The organism is Sphaerisporangium sp. NPDC049003, assembly GCF_043197795.1.
In the GTDB taxonomy this organism is placed as follows: domain Bacteria; phylum Actinomycetota; class Actinomycetes; order Streptosporangiales; family Streptosporangiaceae; genus Sphaerisporangium.
Genome location: NZ_JBICTU010000045.1, coordinates 31,659 through 46,501, shown reverse-complemented (window position 1 = coordinate 46,501; position 14,843 = coordinate 31,659). Strand labels below are relative to the sequence as shown.

The 14,843-nt window shown below is 72.1% G+C and carries 10 protein-coding genes; 4 read left to right on the top strand and 6 right to left on the bottom strand.

Going from position 1 to position 14,843, the window contains the following annotated elements; translation table 11 throughout:
- Positions 1 to 91 precede the first annotated feature (91 nt).
- The 4 genes from ACGFIV_RS33415 to ACGFIV_RS33400 form a co-directional block, all read right to left on the bottom strand.
- A complete protein-coding gene (locus tag ACGFIV_RS33415) occupies positions 92 to 1,762 on the bottom strand; it encodes an ATP-dependent DNA helicase RecQ (RefSeq protein WP_358552777.1) in 1,671 nt (556 codons plus the stop codon).
- Between the two features lie 129 nt (positions 1,763 to 1,891).
- Entirely contained in the window at positions 1,892 to 3,586 is a 1,695-nt protein-coding gene (locus tag ACGFIV_RS33410; protein WP_392838988.1) for a PH domain-containing protein, read from the bottom strand.
- Positions 3,583 to 4,080, bottom strand: a complete 498-nt coding sequence (locus ACGFIV_RS33405) for a PH domain-containing protein (RefSeq protein ID WP_358559477.1) — start codon at positions 4,078 to 4,080, stop codon at positions 3,583 to 3,585. Before ACGFIV_RS33405 ends, ACGFIV_RS33410 begins: the two co-directional genes overlap by 4 nt.
- A gap of 80 nt (positions 4,081 to 4,160) precedes the next feature.
- Positions 4,161 to 4,472 (bottom strand): glycoside hydrolase family 3 C-terminal domain-containing protein, encoded by a 312-nt coding sequence (locus ACGFIV_RS33400; RefSeq protein WP_358559478.1) that lies wholly within the window; start codon positions 4,470 to 4,472, stop codon positions 4,161 to 4,163.
- Between the two features lie 189 nt (positions 4,473 to 4,661).
- Between ACGFIV_RS33400 and ACGFIV_RS33395 the strand changes: the two genes are divergently transcribed.
- From ACGFIV_RS33395 to ACGFIV_RS33385, 3 genes are all read left to right on the top strand, one after another.
- Positions 4,662 to 4,958, top strand: a complete 297-nt coding sequence (locus tag ACGFIV_RS33395; RefSeq protein WP_392838985.1) for a hypothetical protein — start codon at positions 4,662 to 4,664, stop codon at positions 4,956 to 4,958.
- Between the two features lie 209 nt (positions 4,959 to 5,167).
- The gene (locus tag ACGFIV_RS33390; RefSeq protein WP_392838983.1) at positions 5,168 to 5,461 is read left to right on the top strand and encodes an ImmA/IrrE family metallo-endopeptidase; all 294 of its coding nucleotides are present in this window, start codon (positions 5,168 to 5,170) and stop codon (positions 5,459 to 5,461) included.
- 160 nt (positions 5,462 to 5,621) lie between these two features.
- The gene (locus ACGFIV_RS33385; RefSeq protein ID WP_392838981.1) at positions 5,622 to 10,031 is read left to right on the top strand and encodes an HAD-IC family P-type ATPase; all 4,410 of its coding nucleotides are present in this window, start codon (positions 5,622 to 5,624) and stop codon (positions 10,029 to 10,031) included.
- On the opposite strand, the gene ACGFIV_RS33380 is transcribed toward ACGFIV_RS33385, so the two are convergent.
- Positions 10,013 to 10,576, bottom strand: coding sequence for an NlpC/P60 family protein (locus ACGFIV_RS33380; protein WP_358559482.1), 564 nt, complete (start codon positions 10,574 to 10,576; stop codon positions 10,013 to 10,015). The genes ACGFIV_RS33385 and ACGFIV_RS33380 overlap by 19 nt on opposite strands.
- Before the next feature lie 190 nt (positions 10,577 to 10,766).
- Between ACGFIV_RS33380 and ACGFIV_RS33375 the strand changes: the two genes are divergently transcribed.
- Entirely contained in the window at positions 10,767 to 12,203 is a 1,437-nt protein-coding gene (locus ACGFIV_RS33375; protein ID WP_392838979.1) for a hypothetical protein, read from the top strand.
- 135 nt (positions 12,204 to 12,338) lie between these two features.
- On the opposite strand, the gene ACGFIV_RS33370 is transcribed toward ACGFIV_RS33375, so the two are convergent.
- Positions 12,339 to 14,693, bottom strand: a complete 2,355-nt coding sequence (locus ACGFIV_RS33370) for a glycoside hydrolase family 9 protein (protein ID WP_392838977.1) — start codon at positions 14,691 to 14,693, stop codon at positions 12,339 to 12,341.
- Positions 14,694 to 14,843 lie beyond the last annotated feature (150 nt).

The following is a 14,843-nucleotide window of genomic DNA, read 5'->3' as shown; positions in this document are numbered from 1 at the left end:
ATCGGTTAACTCGATCGGTACCGCAGACGGACCTGGATGCCTCATACACATCAGAATAAGAAATTATCCGACAGATTTCAGGTGCACGACACTAGCTCGCGAGCACGAGGAGGTTGTCGCGTTCGACGGCTTCCAGGGAGAGCGTCTTGTAGCCCACGTCCTCGAACAGCACCGTGACGCGGTCGGGCTCCCGGCTCATGACCACCCCGGGTCCCCACGCGCTGTGCCTGACCTTGGCGTGCATCGGGAAGGGACCCTCGCCCACCTGCTCGGCCGGGGCGGCGGGGTCCGTCGCGCCCGATCGGCAGGTGTCGCAGTTCCCGCAGGCCCGCTCATACGGCTCGCCGAAGTACTCCAGCAGCGCCCGTCGCCGGCAGCCGGTCGTCTCGGCGTAGCCGCGCATCATCTCGATCCGCGACTCGTCCACCCGGCGCCGGGTGTCGTCCAGCCCGGCGGCCTCGGCGGCGGCGCGGTCGGGCGAGGGCCCGCCGGCGACCGAGCGCAGATCGCCGCTCTCGGTGACGGTGACGGCTCCGACCCGCTCCAGCAGGTTGACCACGCCCGTCAGCTTGGAGGGCCCCACGTCCAGCAGGTCTCTCAGCTCGGGAGCGGGGACGGTCCCGCCGTGCTCGCGGACGAGCGTCGCCACGCGCTTCAGCAGCTCCTCGTCCACGCGGCCCCCGGCGAAGAACCTGCGGATGCCGAGGTCCTCTGGCCGGTAGAACAGGACGGCCGAGGCGGGCTCCTGGTCGCGTCCCGCGCGGCCGATCTCCTGGTAGTACGAGTCCAGGGACTCGGGCGGGTCGGAGTGCAGGACGTACCGGACGTTCGGCTTGTCGATGCCCATGCCGAACGCCGAGGTGGCGACGACCACGTCCAGCTCGTCGTCGCGGAACAGCTCGTGGACCCGGTGACGGTCGGCCGCTTTCATCCCCGCGTGGTAGGCCGCCGCCCGGCGGCCCGTGTCCCGCAGCGCGCCCGCGTACTCGTCGGCGGCGCGGCGCGTGGCCACGTACACCAGGCCGAGACCCGGGCGGGAGGCGGCGTCCTCGATCAGCGCGCGGCGCTTGGCGTCCTTGTGGACGAACCGGCGGACCGCGAGGTCGATGTTGGGCCGGTCGAACCCCCGTACGACCTGCCGCGCGTCCGGCAGCCCGAGGGAGGTGAGGATGTCGTCGCGGACCAGGGGAGCGGCGGTGGCGGTCAGCGCCACCACAGGAGGATGGCCGAGCCGTTCGATGGCCTGCCCCAGCCGCAGGTAGTCGGGCCGGAAGTCGTGGCCCCACGCCGAGACGCAGTGGGCCTCGTCGATGGCGATCAGCGACGGCCGCGCCGCCCGCAGCCGGTCGACGACCTCGGGCTTCGCGAGCTGCTCGGGGGACAGGAAGATGAACTCGGCGGTGCCCGCGCGAAGCTGGTCGAACGACGCGTCGCTGGTGCCGTCGGACTGCGCGGAGTTCACCGCGACGGCGCCCCCGGCGTTCGCCTCGGCGAGCCCGGCCACCTGGTCGCGCTGCAGGGCGATCAGCGGTGACACCACGACCGTCGGGCCGTCGAGGAGCAGGGCCGGGATCTGGTAGACCGCCGACTTGCCGCTGCCGGTCGGCATGACGACGAGCACGTCACGCCCGGCCAGCAGGTGCTCCATCGCCTCCTGCTGCCCCGGCCGGAGATCTTTCCACCCGAACGCGTCCCTGGCCACCGTGCGCAGCCGCCGGCCCTTGCGTCCGAACCGGTCGCCGAACCTTCTAGCCAGACCCATGAGGCTCGTTCCCTCCCGCTTCCCCGCCGGTTCCCCGTGCCATCGGAGCCGGTCGGCGGCCGTTACGCGCGGCCGGGGGTCCAGTGCCCGCGATCTGGGGGACTACGCGCACGCGCTGGTCTCGGGAGACTAACGGCCCGCCGGGCCTCCGTTCACGAGGAACGGGGTGAGGAGCCCGGGAATCCCCTGGTCCGCGAGCCGCAGCGCCTCGGCCAGCTCGACGTCCCACACGCCGTACCCCTGGCGGCCCGCCGCGGTGGTCGCCGTGAGGGTGACTAGGCCCGCTCGCCGCTGGAAGAACGACCTCCGGAGGTTCCACCCGATGATCCCCTCGTGTTCCAGTGCCACGTGCCGCCGTACGACCGAGCCCCATCGCGTGACGAGGTGGCCCTCGGCGGTCGTGTGGCCGAGGCTCCGGTAGCGGTCGGCCGCCAGGGGGATGGCCGCCACCGTCACGACGATCGCCGCCTGCCAGGTCCAGGCGGGCAGCCCCTTCCAGTACCACAGGGCCAGGAGTACGGCCGTGACGCTTCCGCAGAAGGCGAGGGCGCGGGTGAAGCGGCGGCGCAGGGCCGCCGGGCCGTGGGGAGTGAGCTCCGCCGCGAGCGGGCCCGCGGTGCCGAGCACGCGGGAGGCCACGGCCTGGGCCTCGGCGCGCGGCGCGGGCGGCAGCAGCATCGAACCGCCGCGCTGGGCGCCGCGCCCGACCCGCAGGCCGGTGGCTACGGCGATGACCCGCGCCCCGCTCGCCGCGCGCAGCAGCAACGGCTCGCTGAGCTCGACCCCGCGAAGGCGGCGCTCCTCCAGCGTGGTGGCCCGCGTCGTGATGAGACCACGGGTCACGTGCAGGGTGCCGCCGGCCGTACGGGTGAGCCGGAACCGCCAGAACGCGAGCACGTACCCGAGCGTGGAGGCGACGGCGACGAACACCGCCAGCATCGCCACCGAGCCCGCGACCTGCAGCCAGAGCGCTCCCCGGCCGAACCAGTCGGCCACCTGCCGTACCGGCCCTATCGAGAGGAGGTCGACGTTGCCCTCGGACGCGATGCGCGAGACGAAACCGGCCAGCACGCCGACCGCGACGAGTCCCGACAGGGTGAACGGGCCGAAACGGATCCACGCCGGTCGCAGCACGGCCAGCTCGGTCTCGGCGGCGGGTGAGGAACCGCGGGCGTCCGTTCCCCGATCGCGGGCGTCCGCTCCGGGACCACGGGAGTCCGTACCGGGGGCGGCGGCTCCACCGGCGGCGACCGGTGTGAGGGGCCGGCCCGAGGCGAAGGCGCCCGAGGGGGCGGGGCGGCGGTGCAGCAGCTCGTCGCGCAGCCGTTCGACCTCGGTCGCGTGGAGCGCGTCGAGCTTGAGCGTGCCGCCGCCCTTCCTGTCGGAACGGCCGGTGCCGATCTCGACCCTGGCCAGCCCGAGGAGGCGGTGAAGCACGTGGGAGGTGACGTCGACGGTCCTGATCCGATCGCGCGGCGCGGTCAGCACCTTCCTGCGCAGCAGGCCCTTCCTCACCTGGACGTACTGCGGCATGACGCGGTACGTCGTCGTGAACCAGCGCAGCGTGCCGAGGACGAGCATGACGCCGAGGGCGGCGAGGCTCCACAGGTGCCCCTTGCCGTCCTGGGTGGAACCGGCCACCAGCAGGCCGATCAGGGCGGGCGCGCTCCGCACCAGCTCCTGGAAGGGATGGATCACCAGCATGCGCCTGCTGAGCCGCCGCCACGCGGCCGGATCGCCACCCGCCTGCGGTACGCCACCCGCCTGCGGTACGACGGCGGCCTGACCCGTGCCGGAGTCGACCTCGGGGCCCGTACCGGTCACGTCGCGTCTCCGGTCGTCGCCTGGATGTCGGCGGTCAGCTCGTCCACCAGGCGCTGCGCCGTGCCGTGGTCGAGGCCGTGGACGCGCAGCGGCCCCGCGGCCGACGCGGTGGTGACCGTGACGTTGGCCAGCCCGAAGAGCTGCTCCAACGGCCCGCGTTCGCTGTCCACGGTCTGGATGCGCGAGATCGGCGCGATGCGCCACTCCTGCTGGAGCCATCCCGACTGGGTGTAGACGGCGTCGGCCGTGGTCTCCCAGCGGTGGACCCGGTACCGCCACCACGGCATCACGGTCACGTGGACCAGGCCGAGCACGACGGTGACGGCGAGGACGGTGAGGTGGACGGCGCGGTCGCCACCGTCGGAGAGGGCCCACAGGATCTGCGCGGCGATCAGTGCGAGCCACCCCAGGGCGGCTCGCACTCCCCAGAACCAGATCGCGGTGCGGCTGACACGATGCCGCGGCGGCCGGAGGGAGAGGTCAGCGTTTTCCACCTCTCCACTCTGTCAGCACCGCCGCGGATCGGCGCAGTGTTGATCTTCCATAGTTGACCAGGACAAATGTCATTAACCCGCTACACCGTCGAGCAGGGGGTGGGGGTGGGGGTCACGGTCGGCGTGGGCGTGGGGGTCGGCGTCGGACTGGGGGTGGACGTCGAGTACGTCAGCCCGTAGCCGTAGTCGTACAGCGCCGGCTTGCCGTCCCCCGCGTTGATCGGCTGCTGGGCGAACTCGCGCATCCAGGTCATCGGCAGCTTTCCGGTCGGCGCGTAGTCGCCGAACAGCACGTCCGCGACGCCGCCGCCCTCGGTGCCGGGCAGCCAGGCGGCCACCAGCGCGTTCCACCCGCCGACCTGCGAGGCGATGTCCATCGGCCGTCCGGACACCAGCACGACGTTTCACACTCGCCCGCGCGCCTGGGCCAGCGCTGACCAGAGACCCGCGGCAGGCACCCCAGCCGACGGCCGACTCCGTCCCAGGACCGATCGCATCGTAAGTCCAGGCTGAGGCGAAGGGGGCGAGCGGACCTCTCGAAGCCGCCCTACACGCGGAAAGTCCCCCGCCATAATGACTCCATGCGTGCCCCCAAGCGCCGTCGCCCCCTCCGGAGGAGTCTGCTGTCGCCACCAGAAGACGTGTCTCTGGAGACGCTCGCCGAGCGTGTTTCCTATGTCGGCAGTGGCGAGCACAAGTCGTACCCTTCGTTCGCGGGGCAGCCGAAGTTACGGGCGGACGCCAGCAAATGTGATCCCAAGTTCACCGATCCGGTGGAGATCACCGGTTGGTTGCGAGAGACGATCGCGTGCGGCAACGTCGGCGCGCCTTGGGAGGGGGAGTTCCCTCGCTACGCATGGCACCGCCTGGATATGTGATTTACGAGGCGAGGCTGGTCAATCGGGAGCTCGGTCAGTACAAGGGATATCCGCTCGATCAAGATGAGTGGCCGGAGAAGCTCAACGAGATCAGTGAGGGCGGTGACCGATGACGACGGTTCCGGAGTTGAAGATCCGGTGGGAGTGGGAGACGGCGTCCTCGGTGCGCGGTCGGAGGAGCAGCCGAGGGATCCGGCCCGCTGGTCGTCATGCGACCGGGCCCTCCGGTTGGTTCGCAGCGGTTCACCCTTTCCCGGGCGCTCTGGCACTATCTGTGGGAACCGGAGCCGATCTTCCTCGTCACCACCGCCTACACCGACCGACAGAAGGTCGAGCGGGCATTCGCGGCCGAACTGCTCGCCCCGGCCGCGGGCATCAGTGAGCTTCTCGGCGACGCTCCCGAGGCGGCGGTGCAGGACGATCTGGAGGTGGTCGCCGAACACTTCCAGGTCTCACCCATGGTGATCAAGCACCAGTTGGATAACCAGTTGCTCGCCGTGTAGGACCTGCCCCGTCTCGTTCGCCTAGGCCGCGCGCTGAGCTGGGTTTATGTGGTGCTGGATGGAGGAACAGTGTCGAGGACGGCATTTCGGCCATTGGGGCACCGCGTCTGAGGGTGCCTCGGTGGGAGGCCCCCCGCTTCCTGCGTTGAGGGGTGATGGGGTGCGCCTGCTGGAGGGCCGGATGTTCCTGACCCGGGCGCTGGGGTCGTCCGTCTCGTTGCTGCGGGACGTGCTGCCCGATCCCCTCCGGGACCTCCTTCCGTGCCCTCGCAGGATCGTCACCTGCCCCGGAGGGCTGCGGATCGACCTGCACGCCATCGGCGCCCCGGGCACAGGGGACGCGGCGTGGGGGCTGGAGGAGCGGCTGGGCGCGCTGCCCGGCGTCGAACGGGCAGAGGTCAACGGCCGTCTCGGCTGGGTCTTCGTGCGGTGCGACCCCGGCGCGGTCGACCAGGACGAGCTACTGGCGATCGTCACGGAGCTGGAATCGCAGGAGGAGAGGGCGCACCAGTCGCCGGTCCGCCTGGTCGAGGAGCACATGCGCGCGACGATCCGGCTCGCCGCGGGCGTCACCGCGCTCGGGCTGGTGGCGGCAGGGAGACTGGCGAGGATACGGGGGCTTCATCCGGTCGTGCCCGCCGTGTCGCACCTGGTGAACTCCACCCCGTTCCTGCGTGAGCGACTCGACCTCGTTCTCGGCCGAGGGCCCGCCAACGCCCTGTTCACCACGGTCAACCTCGTCTCCCAGACGCTCACGCTGCGACCGCTCGGACTGGTCGCGCAGGCGTCGGTGTCGCTGTGCCGGTATGTGGAGGCGACGACCGAGCGGCGTGCCTGGGAACAGCTGGAGGAGCGGCTGGCGGACAGGCCCGGCGGCTACCGTCACATCAGGGCGGCCGCCCGGCCACGCCGGGAGCACCTGCCGCACGGACCCGTCGAGCGGTACGCGGGAGTGGCAGGACCGGTGGCCGTCGCCGCCTACGGGGTGGCGCGGATCGCCTCTCCGGGCACCGGGCGCGCGCTGTCGATCCTCGTCTCGGCCACGCCGAGGGCCGGTTACATGACCCGGGAGGCGTACGCGGGGGCGGTCGGCCGCGCGCTGTGCGCGCGTGACACGATCGTCCTGGACGCCGGTGTGCTGCGCGCGATGGACCGGATGGACACGGTGATCCTCGACGCGGACTCCCTCACCACCGGCTCCTGGAGCATCGACCGGGTCGAGCCGCTCGGGGAAGGCGTGAAGACCGGCGAGCTGTACGCCCGGCTGTACTCCCTCGTCGACTTCGCGGACCCCGGAGGGAACCGGTCCAGCGACGGCTGGTCCACCGCACCGCTCGCCGACCTCGCCAGCCTGCCCCCCGCGCACGCGGCCGTATGGCGGGAGCGGGGCCTGCGCGCCATCGAGGTGCGCAGGAACGGCACGCCGATCGCCGTCGTCGGCCTGGCGCGGGAGATCGATCCGCTGGCCGTGGCCATCGTCGCGGCGGCGAAGGCCGCAGGCACGGTGATGCTGGCGGGGGACGAAGGACTCGCCCAGCGGCTCGCGATCGGACAGGTGCTCCCCGGCGGCGCCGAACTGGCCGAGCGGGTGCGCGACCTCCAGACGCGGGGCCATGGCGTGGTCGTGGTGTCACGAGGCGCGCGGCAGGCGCTGGCCCAGGCGGACATCGGCGTCGGTGTGGCGGACATGGCCGAGGCGGACGTCCCGTGGGACGCGGACGTCGCCGGCGAGCCTTCCGGCGTCCACCTGTTCCTGAACTGCCTGCCACGGGCGGTGGGCGCCAGCCGGAACGGCGTACGGCTCGGCGCCATGGCGGCGGTCGTCGGCGGCCTGCTCGCGATGGCCGGGCCCGAGGCGACGGCGCTTCGCCGCGCGCACTACGTCAACGCCTTCGTGTCCCTGGCCGCCGTCAGCCTGGGCGAGTGGGCGGGCCGCGCCGCCGCTCGGGTGCCGACCCCGCTGCGCGCCGACGCCACCCCCTGGCACGCGATGTCGGTCAAGGAGGTGCTGTCGCGGCTCGGCTCGTCGTCGGAGGGGATCCCCGACGCCGACGCCGTACGGCGCAGGCACGAGGCGGGGACCACCGAGGCCGAGGGGCCGCAGTCGCTCGCGCAGACGACGGTGGAGGAGCTGGCGAACCCGCTCACTCCCGCGCTCGCCGCCGGCGCCGGGATCTCGGCCCTGGTGGGCTCGGCGCTCGACGCGGTGATGATCAGCGGGGTGATGGTCATCAACGCCTTCCTCGGGGGCGTGCAGCGGTTCAGGGCCGACCGGGCGCTGCACCGCCTGACCGAGGCCACCGAGGTCCACGTACGGCTGCGTCGTCCTGGCGGCGTCGAGGCCGCGACCCGGGAGGATCTGGCCCCCGGCGACGTGGTGGAACTCCGCGCGGGCGACGCCGTGCCCGCCGACGCGCGCGTCATCAAGGCGGTCGGCCTGGAGGTGGACGAGTCGACGCTCACCGGAGAGTCGCAGCTCGTCACCAAGACGGCGGCGCCGACCGTCGCCGCGGCCGTCGCCGACCGTACCTCCATGGTCTACCAGGGCACCACGGTCGCCGCGGGCAGCGGGCGGGCGGTGATCGTGGCGACGGGCGACCTGACCGAGGCGGGTCGCAGCGCCAGGCTCGCCGGGGAGCCGAGCCCGCCGACCGGAGTGGAGCTGCGGCTCCGCGAGCTGAGCCGGCGGATCCTGCCGCTCTCGATCGGCGCGGGAGCCGTCCTGCTGCTCACCGACCTGCTCCGGGGACGGCCGCTGGCCTCGGCCCTCGCGCCCGCCGTCAGCCTCACCGTGGCCGCCGTGCCCGAGGGGCTTCCGTTCGTCGCCACCGTGGCCGAGCTGGCCGCGGCGCGGCGGCTGTCGAAGCGGGCCGCGCTCGTACGGAACCCCTCCACCATCGAGGCCCTCGGGCGCGTCAACGTGCTCTGCTTCGACAAGACGGGGACGCTGACCGAAGGGCACATCAGCCTGCGGTACGTGTCGGACGGGCGTGCGGGCCGGCCCGTGGAGGAGGCCACGGAACAGCTCAGGCGGATCCTCGCCGCGGCCGTCCGGGCGAGCCCGCTGTCCGGCGGGGGGCGCGTGATCGCCCATCCCACCGACCGCGCGGTCCTCGACGGGGCCCAGCGGCTGGGCGTCACCCCTGCGGAAGGGTCGCGGACCTGGGAACGCGTCGACGAGATGCCCTTCGAGCCGGGGCGGGGCTACCACGCGGTTCTCGGCCGTACGGAGCGGGGGCACCTGCTGAGCGTCAAGGGCGCCCCCGAGATCGTGCTCACGCACTGCGACAAGGCGCTCAGGGGGTCCAAGGTCGTCCCTCTCACCAAGGCCGGGCGGCGGGAGCTGGAGCGCGAGGTCGACAGGCTGGCGCACCAGGGCTACCGGGTGCTCGCCGTCGCCGAGCGGCCCGCCTCCGACCGGGGCGACCTCGACGAGTCCCGTATCGACGACCTGTGCTTCCTGGGCTTCCTCGGCCTGGCCGACCCGGTGCGGCCGACGGCCAGGGAGAGCGTCAGCCGGCTCGTCCGCGCCGGGGTACGGATCGTGATGGTGACCGGAGACCACCCCAGCACCGCCGAGGCCATCGCGGCGGAGCTGGAGGTCCTGAACGGCGGGCGCGTCATGACCGGCCCCGAGCTGGACGGGCTCGACGACGACACGCTGACCAAGGTCCTGCCTGAGGTGGCCGTCTTCGCCCGCACCACCCCGGCGCACAAGGCCCGGATCGTCACCTGCCTTCGCCGGGCCGGGGAGGTCGTGGCCGTCACGGGCGATGGCGCCAACGACGCGCCCGCGATCCGCATGGCGGACGTGGGGATCGCGCTCGGCTCCCGCGCCACCCCCGCCGCCCGCGCCGCCGCCGACCTCGTGGTGACCGACGACCGCATCGAGACGATCGTGGACGCGATCGTCGAGGGCAGGGCCATGTGGAGCTCGGTCCGCGACTCGCTGAGCATCCTTCTCGGCGGCAACGTCGGGGAGATCGTCTTCACGGTGGGGTCCGGCCTCCTCGCGGGCGGGAGTGCGCTGAACGCCCGCCAGCTCCTGCTGGTGAACCTGCTCACCGACATGGTGCCCGCCCTGGCGGTCGCCGTACGGCCGCCCGCGTCGACCGACCCGGAGAAGCTGCTCGCCGAGGGCCCGGAGGCCTCGCTCGGCGCGTCGCTGACCCGGGACATCTACCTGCGCGCGGTCGTCACGGCGAGCGCCGCCACCGCGGCCTGGCTCGCCGGCCGGCTGACCGGCACCCGGGGACGTGCGGACACGATCGGGCTGGTCGCGCTCGTGTCCGCGCAGCTCTTCCAGACCGTGGCGGGAGGCGGGCGTGACAAGGTGGTCGTGCTCGCCTCGCTGGCGTCGCTCGCCGTGCTGTGGCTGGTGGTCACCCTGCCGGGCGTCAGCGGGTTCTTCGGCAGCCGGCCCCTCGGACCGGTGGGCTGGACCATCGCCCTCGGCAACGCCGCCGCCGCGACGCTGCTCGGCGCGGCCTACCAGCGGATGAGGGAGTCGGCGGCCCGCGCCCCGGCGGAGAGGCCGGCGACCACGGAGGGTCAGCCGTCGTATCTGTAGTAGCCGACGAGGTCGGGGAGCAGGGTCACCCGGTCGGTGCGGACGGTGGTGCCGGTGCGGAGGGCGTTGATCATCTTCCCGCCGCCGATGTAGATGCCGACGTGGTGGGTCTTCACCGTCCGCTTGCGGATCTTGCCGTAGAAGACCAGGTCGCCTGGCCGGGCCTTCACGGCCGGGATCCTGCGCAGGAGGCGGACGTGGTCGTCGGTGGTGCCGTTGCCCAGTACGTCCTTCTGGTAGGCGAGCTGGTACACCCATCGGGCCAGTCCCGAGCAGTCCAGGCCGCGGGTGGTGGCGGCCGGGCACGGCTTCACCGAACCCTTGTAACCCTGGCAGGTGCCGAGCGAGGGGCCGGGCCGCGCCGCGTGCCCGCCGCCCCAGACGTACGGGATCTCCCCGCCGGGCCACCGCGACTGCTCCTGGCCGCGCTGGATGGCCCAGGCGATCTCCAGCACCCGGTTGGGCTCACCGTGGAGCAGGGGCGCCGATCCCGCCGCGCACGCGAGAACGCCCGCCACGACGGCCAGCCGGACAGCCCGTGTCATGGGAACCCCCGTTCCGCTCGGTATGCGACTCAACCATTCTGTTTGACTATCGGCGGATGTGAGCGCTTTTGCCCAGCGATCACGCGTCTGCTGCCGGGAGCTGGAGGCTGGGAAAATCCTGAGATAGGACGCCCATAAGGTGCATATCGGTACCCTCGGAGGCCACGCAGCCGAGTAGGGGAGAGTGCCGGTGATCAGATCCGTCGTGCGGAAGCACCTGTTCTTTGGCCTCGCGCTCGTCGCGGCGGCGCTCGTACGGCTGTGCGCGATGCTCGGCTACCGGCGGGCGATCTGGTTCGACGGCGACTCCTACTCCTACGTCTCCGGAGCGCTGGAGCTGTGGCCGAGCCGGTCGCGCAGCTCGGGATACTCGCTGTTCCTCTGGGCGCTGGAGCCGTTCCACAGCACCACGCTGGTCGTCGCCCTCCAGCACCTGCTCGGGCTGCTGTCCGCCGTCGTGGTCTACGCGCTCCTGCGCAGGTACGGCCTGCCCGGCTGGGGCGCGACCCTGCTCGCGGCGCCCCTGCTCCTCGACGCGTACCAGATCCAGCTCGAACACATGATCATGGCGGACGTGCTGTTCGCGACGCTCCTGGTGGTGGCCGCCGCGATCCTGCTGTGGCGCCCGGTGCTCACGGTCCCCTGGGGCGCCGCCGCCGGGGCGCTCCTCGGGTGCGCGGCGGTCATGCGCACGGTCGGGGTCCCGTTGCTGGTCGTGGTGGTGGTCTGCCTGCTCCTGCGCCGGGCCGGGTGGCGGGGCGTGGTCGCGGCGGCGCTCGCCATGGTCGTCCCCCTCGGCGCCTACGCCACCTGGTACCGCGCGGAGCAGGGCAGCTTCGGGCTGAGCAGCGCCGACGGCACGTACCTGTGGGCGCGGACGATGACCTTCGCCGACTGCTCCGAGATCAGGCCGCCGGCGGCCGTGAGGTGGCTGTGCCCGACGGTCCCGGTGGACGAGCGGATCGCCGCCTCGCGCTACATCTGGACGCCCGGCTCGCCGGTACGGCGGATGCCGATGTTCAGCGACGAGGCCAATACCCTCACCCGCCGGTTCGCGCTCCACGCCATCGAGGCGCAGCCGCTGGACTACGCGGTGACCGTCTTCCGGGACGCCGTCAAGGCCTTCTCCTGGACGCGGCTGCCGCACCCCTCCGCGAACCTCGTGAAGTCCTACGAGTTCGCCGGCACCCAGACCACCCTGCCCACCTACGAGGTGAAGGACGACCTCACCGCCGCCGAGGCCGCGCGTGACTACGAGGACGGGCCGGCGCAGACCCGGGTCGTACAGCCGTTCGCGGGCGCGATGGTGGCCTACCAGAGGTGGATCCACGTGCCGGGACCGCTGCTGGGCGTCCTGCTGGCCGTGGGGCTGGCGGGCGTCGTCCTTCAGGCGCGGCGGCGGCGGGCCGACGCGCTCCTCGCCCTGGCGAGCGGGCTCGCGCTGCTGGTCCTTCCGGCGATGACCGCCGACTTCGACCACCGTTACGTGCTCATGGTCCTGCCCTTCGCCGTGCTCGCGACCGGCCTGGCCTTCTCCCGCACGCGGGAGGAAGGCACGCTCCCCCCGGGGTCCGGTGCCGGGGAGAGCGTGGCCGATCGCCAGGCCGAGGTGCGGCCCGGCCGTTGAGGATGATGGTCAGGAGCAGGTCTGGCCGTTGGCGCCGCTTTTCGGTGGTGGGGACTGCCCGGCCGGGCCTTCCTGAGGCCCGGCCGGGCCGTGGTCTCGCGCTCCCAGGGCAAATCGAGACCACGGTCGAGGGGGCTAGGCGGGCGTGCAGGTCACGGAGGCCGGGACTCCGTTGGCGCCGCTCAGGCTCGCGATGAAGCCGAACGACGTGGACCCGCCGGCCGCCAGGCCGCCGTTCCAGTTGAGGTTCCTCACCGACACGGCCGCTCCGGTCTGCGTGTGGGTGGCACCCCAGATCTGTGTGATCGTCTGGCCGCTGGGGAACGTCCACGCCACGGTCCAGGCGGTGATCGCCGTGCTGCCGCTGTTCCGCACCGCCACGTCGGCCTGGAAACCGCCCTGCCACGTGCTGGTGACCTTGTACGTCGCCGCGCACGCGGTGCCCGCCGTCGGCGTCGGGGTCGGCGTCGGGGTCGGGGTCGGGGTGGGAGTCGGGGTGGGAGTCGGGGTGGGCGAGGGGGTCGGCGTGGGCGTGGGGGTGGGCGTCGGGCTGGGGGTGGGCTGCGCGCCCGGCGGGTCGCCCCAGATCTTGGTGCCGCCCGAGTACAGCGGGATGTTCTGCACGGTGACCGGGGTCGAGCCGGGAGTGGTGGCCACGCCGGTGTACGACCAGTCGTTGGATGGATCCCAGGACCCCGACGAGCTGGCGATGCGGAACTGCGCCTCGCGCCGCGACTCCGACTGGCCGGCGGGCGCGATGGCCGTGCCGGAACAGTCGATCGTGACGTAGTACACCTTGCCCGACACCAGGGTCGGCCCGGTCGGCGGCTTGCACTGGGTGTAGGCCGAGGACAGCGTGATCTGGCTCGGCGTGGTGTCGCCGTCCAGCGTGAAGTAGTACCGGAAGGCGCCGTCCGTCAGCGCGCGGGCGGGCCACGCCGAGTGGTTCACGACCAGCGCCTTGATCTCGGTGTAGGTCGTGCCGGTCGAGTTGACCGAGGCCTGGAGGTAGATCTCCGGTCCGTCGGGCTTCTCGGCGACGGGGAAGTTCGTGAGCGGGGCGCCGCCGTACTCCTTGTAGAGCCGGGCGAGCGCGCCGGTGAAGGCCGCGTTGTAGTCGGTCGCGACCTCGTTCATCACGTAGTCGCTGCGGCTGTCGGTGTAGGCGTCGTTGGCGGTCGTCGGCCCGCCGACCAGCGCGCCGTACAGGATGTGCCTGCTGTCGGCCGGCTCGTTGAGGTTGTTGGACCAGGAGCCGTGCGCCGTGCGGTGGTGCGGGTTCCGCGGCGGGTTCGCGCCGAAGCCGATCATGTAGGAAGACTTGCGAGGGTTGTCGCCCAGCGCGTAGTTGATCTGCCTGACCCCGAAGTCGTGATATCTCGCCTTACGGGTGGCGTCGGTCAGCCAGTCGCTGTAGATGAGCGCGGTGAACGCGGTGTTGGCGGCGTAGCGCAGCGAGCCCCACTGGTCGAGTACGGCCTCACCGCCCGGCGAGTAGTTCACCTTGGCGCCGTTCACGCCGACGGTCCACCAGTCGAGCCAGCGGTTGGCGTCGTCCACGTACTTCTGCTTGCCGGTGAGCTTGGCGAGCAGCACGTACGCGCCGTACGACTTGTCGTCCCAGGCGATCGTCCACTTGTAGGAGCGGGTCGTGCTCTGCGGCTCGGTGCCGAGGTTGTCGTAGTACGTCTCGGCCTTGGTCAGGTACGACGCCTCGCCGGTCGCCCGGTAGAGCCAGATCGCGCCCCAGACCAGCTCGTCGTTGTAGCCGCTCCACGACTGGTAGTACCCGGCCGCGTCGGTGATGCAGTCGCTGTACTTCTTCCTGACCGTGTCGGCGAAGGTGTAGAGCTGCCTGGCGTGCGAGACCAGAGTGTCGGCGTAGGCCGCGTTCGTCGGGCGGAAGACCATCGAGGAGGCCGCCATCGCCGCCGCCGTCTCGCCCGCGAGGTCCGATCCGCCGCACGTCGCGTCGATCTTGTACGAGGGGCGGCTCATCGGCATGACCTCGGCCGGGCCCCACCACGCGTGGTCGGTTCCGCCGTTGCCCACCTGGCCGTAGAGCACGTTCGGCGAGGGGTGCGCCTTGATGAGGTAGTCGTTGACCCACTTCAGGTTGTCGAGCAGGTAGGGGAGCTGTCCCGAGCTCTGGTAGGCGTCACGGTACTCGACGCCGCCCCAGGCGAGCATGGTCGCGCTGGCCGCCATCGGCAGGCCGAACTTGACGTGGTCGCCCGCGTCGTACCAGCCCCCGGTGAGGTCGAGCCCGGCGTCCTTGCCGTCGTTCATCCCCGAGTCGCCCCGCCACGTGACGCGGTTGGCCGCCGGAAGGTCGCCCGAGCGCTGGGCCTCGTAGAAGAACAGCGACTTCTGCAGCGCCTCGCCGTAGTTGAAGGCGGGCGCCGCAGCCGCCGAGGACGTGAGCACGGGGAAGATGGTGGCCGACGCGACGAGGATCGCCAGGCCGGTGAGCGTGCGTCTGAGGGACATCGATCGCCTCTCGGGCTGGAAACGCTGGTGGAGCTGACAGCGGAGCGGTCGTGAGATGGGGGCGAGCGGGGTGCGGTGGGGGTCAGGCCCACCGCACCCCGCCCATCGAGAGGGTGTGGTGGCGTGTCAGGCGCCACCGCACTCCGCCCT

Excerpts from the sequence above, each read along its gene's own strand:
- ACGFIV_RS33380 (WP_358559482.1), bottom strand. The coding sequence starts at position 10,576 with ATGACACGGGCTGTCCGGCTGGCCGTCGTGGCGGGCGTTCTCGCGTGC.
- ACGFIV_RS33395 (WP_392838985.1), top strand. The coding sequence starts at position 4,662 with ATGCGTGCCCCCAAGCGCCGTCGCCCCCTCCGGAGGAGTCTGCTGTCG.
- ACGFIV_RS33415 (WP_358552777.1), bottom strand. The coding sequence starts at position 1,762 with ATGGGTCTGGCTAGAAGGTTCGGCGACCGGTTCGGACGCAAGGGCCGG.
- ACGFIV_RS33370 (WP_392838977.1), bottom strand. The coding sequence starts at position 14,693 with ATGTCCCTCAGACGCACGCTCACCGGCCTGGCGATCCTCGTCGCGTCG.
- ACGFIV_RS33390 (WP_392838983.1), top strand. The coding sequence starts at position 5,168 with ATGCGACCGGGCCCTCCGGTTGGTTCGCAGCGGTTCACCCTTTCCCGG.